This window comes from Sulfitobacter sp. G21635-S1, assembly GCF_027213915.1.
Classification (GTDB): Bacteria; Pseudomonadota; Alphaproteobacteria; order Rhodobacterales; family Rhodobacteraceae; genus Sulfitobacter.
The window spans coordinates 1-2,723 of record NZ_JAPWGV010000062.1 but is presented as its reverse complement, the minus strand read 5'-3'; the positions used below and the strand labels follow the sequence as shown (position 1 = coordinate 2,723).

General features: G+C 64.7%; 1 protein-coding gene. It reads right to left on the bottom strand.

Annotation, left to right across the window (positions count from 1 at the left end):
• A partial coding sequence (gpJ, locus tag O4H53_RS26840) for a TipJ family phage tail tip protein (RefSeq protein ID WP_269368045.1) occupies positions 1-2,723 on the bottom strand: 2,723 nt, incomplete at both ends.

The window sequence follows — 2,723 nt, the reverse complement described above, 5'->3', positions numbered from 1 at the left end:
GGCCCGGCGATGTTCTCGTCGTTGATCGGCTCGACGTAGTAATCCCAGCCGCCCGCCTCGACGCAGCTCGGGGTCTCCGCGAAGAGCCGGACAAACTCGATGCTGCCATCGAAGGTGGTCTGTGCGAGGAACTTGAAATCGGTATTGCCGGTCAGGGCTGTGAGGCTGTCCAGGAACAGTCCGTTGGCCGTTACTGTTTCGCCGCTGACGTTGGTGCCGCCGATCAGCCGCGGCTTGACGTCGCCCGCGACATAACCAGAGACCTCGAAGGCGACCCGGTAGGTGGTGCCTGCGGTCAAAGGCAAGGGCTGTGCGAGGTTGCCTGCGGCACCCGGCGTGAAGGTTGCCTTCCCACCGGCAATGGCCCAGCCGCTGTCGAGGCTCCAATTGTCCGCGCTGTTGAAATCCGCAGAACTCAGCAGGTTCACACGGGTGCCGTCGCCGTCGACATAGTTCAGCGTCGAACCGGCAGAGACCTCAAGGCGGCTGCCGATGGCATGGGTCTCGCGGTCGAGCGGGTTGCCCGCGGGCACGCGGTAGATCTGCAATTGGGTCGGCGCGCCGGTCTCCGGCACTGCAACCACCAGGGTGGCATGGCCCAGACTTCCGGTGGCGGAGATCGCTTCGTCGTCAAGCGCGGCCGGGATGGCGGGGTCATCCTCGCCGATGGTCAGGGTCGCGACGGCGGTGTAGTCGCCTGGCGTGGTGTTCGCCAGGGCGCGGGCGCGAAACTCGATCTCGTTACCCGCCTCGTAGTCGTCCAGGCTGATGCCACCGGCAGCGACCGGAATGGTCTCGGTGGTCCAGACGCCGGAGCTGGTCAGGCGATGATCAAACTCGAAGGCATCAACGAGAGCGGTTGAGCCGGTTCCGGTCTGCAACACGACCTCGAAGCCGTCCGGATCACCCGTGCCGATCAGGCCCGATGCGACCGAGACAAAGAGCGGCACCGCCGGGATGACGGCGGTCTGATCGATGATTTCGCCAATCCGGCCGTCCCATTCCGGCGGAACCTCGGCGTCGGTCAGCGTGTCGATCTCGGGCGCGGCCGCGACCATCATCACCCGAGCGCCAAAGTCATCGGCCCCTTCGATGCCCCGCACCCTGAGGGGCAGGCTCTCGGTCGTAATCGGGCCGAGATGCACGGCCTCGCCGACGATCGGCACCGCCGTCCGGTCCAGCAGACGCACCGCGCGGGTGGGTTCATCCATCGGGGCGATCTTGCTGATCACCGAGCTGCCGATCACTTCCTCTTCGTCGGCGAAGACCCGGAACCGGATGCCAAAGTCGGCGCCGACCGTGATCTCTTCGTCGAGCTCGACCAGTGCACCCGTCACCGATTTTACCCTGGCCGAGAGTTGGGTCCGGTCCAGCACGTCGAAACTGCCCATGACCAGGTCACCGCGGGTCACCACCCGGGCGCGGCCTGATTGCATGGCCGAGAAGCTGTCTGGCCGGTAAATCAGCTCGTACATCCGGCGGCGGGCTTCGATCCAAATCTCTGCCGGGTCGGTCTTGCCGGGCATCTCCATGGTTTCGGTGAGGGAGACATCGCCAACATGACCGGGCCACGGGATGACCATTTCAGCTTCTTCGTAGTTGTTGGTCTCGTCCAGGAACCGAACGCGCACGCCGTCGGGCGGATCAAAATAGGTGCGGGACCATTGAAACTGGTCGCTGTTGCGGGGGTTGATGTGATCGACCACCAGCGTCTCGGGCCGGTCGATCACCACGCCCCATTTGACCCCGTCGTGTCGCGGGCTGGCGCGACCGGCCGCGCAGATCGCCAGCAGCATTTCCCCCAGCGTCTCCTGGCCGTCATGGACCCTGTCGTACTTGAGGCCCTTCTCGACGCACCAATCATGCCAGTCGGCGATCTGGTCCCAGTCGATGGCAGAGGTTGCCGCCGGAAAGGGGTTCATCGGCCCAGTGAGGGCAGCAACATACGCGGTCGCCGGAGTGCGGCCGTAGCCGGTGACCCATTCGCCCTCCTCGTGGATCAGCGCCTCGCGTTCAATCAGGGCATTGAAGGCGTTTAATGGCCCGTTCAACTGGTAGGTTGCGCGCACCCGGATCGCGACCAGGGCGAGCGGTTTGTCAAAATTGATCGGGTACTCCGGCCGGATCGACTGGATGCCCGACAGCACAACCTTGTCGGAAGCTTGCGTGCTGGTGCTGTCATCGGTCATCCGGGTGACTTCGATCTGCCAACGGCCACGAGTGGGCAGTGTCCAGCGGTGCTGGCGCAGGAAGCCCTCTTGCTTCTTGGCCGTGATCGCCAGGGTCACCACCTCCTGCCAGACACCCACACCATTGAGGCGCGCCCGGATGCGCACGCTGACGCTACGCGGGGCGACCCGGCCCTTGTCGTCAATGGCATAAAGACCCGCCGGATATGCCAGGATCACGGAGGCCTGGGCGGAGTTGGACGCCGTGAAGCGCGTGACGGGTGTTTCCACGCCGACCGAGCCGGGAATGATCTCGCCGGTCAGGTCGCGCGGCTTGGGCCGGACAAGCTGGACACCGGCGTTTTCCTCGAGCACCTGCTCGGGGTAGAGCCCGATCGGGAGGTCATCTTCACGGCCTTCGCGGATCTCGACATCCGCATCTTCATAATCGCTGATTGGGGTGTCGCCGATCCGGAGATCGGAGATCCGCAAGGGGCCATAGCCAAGGCAGAACAGCGCCCGGACATATTGCTGGTCGCCGACGATCTCGGTCCA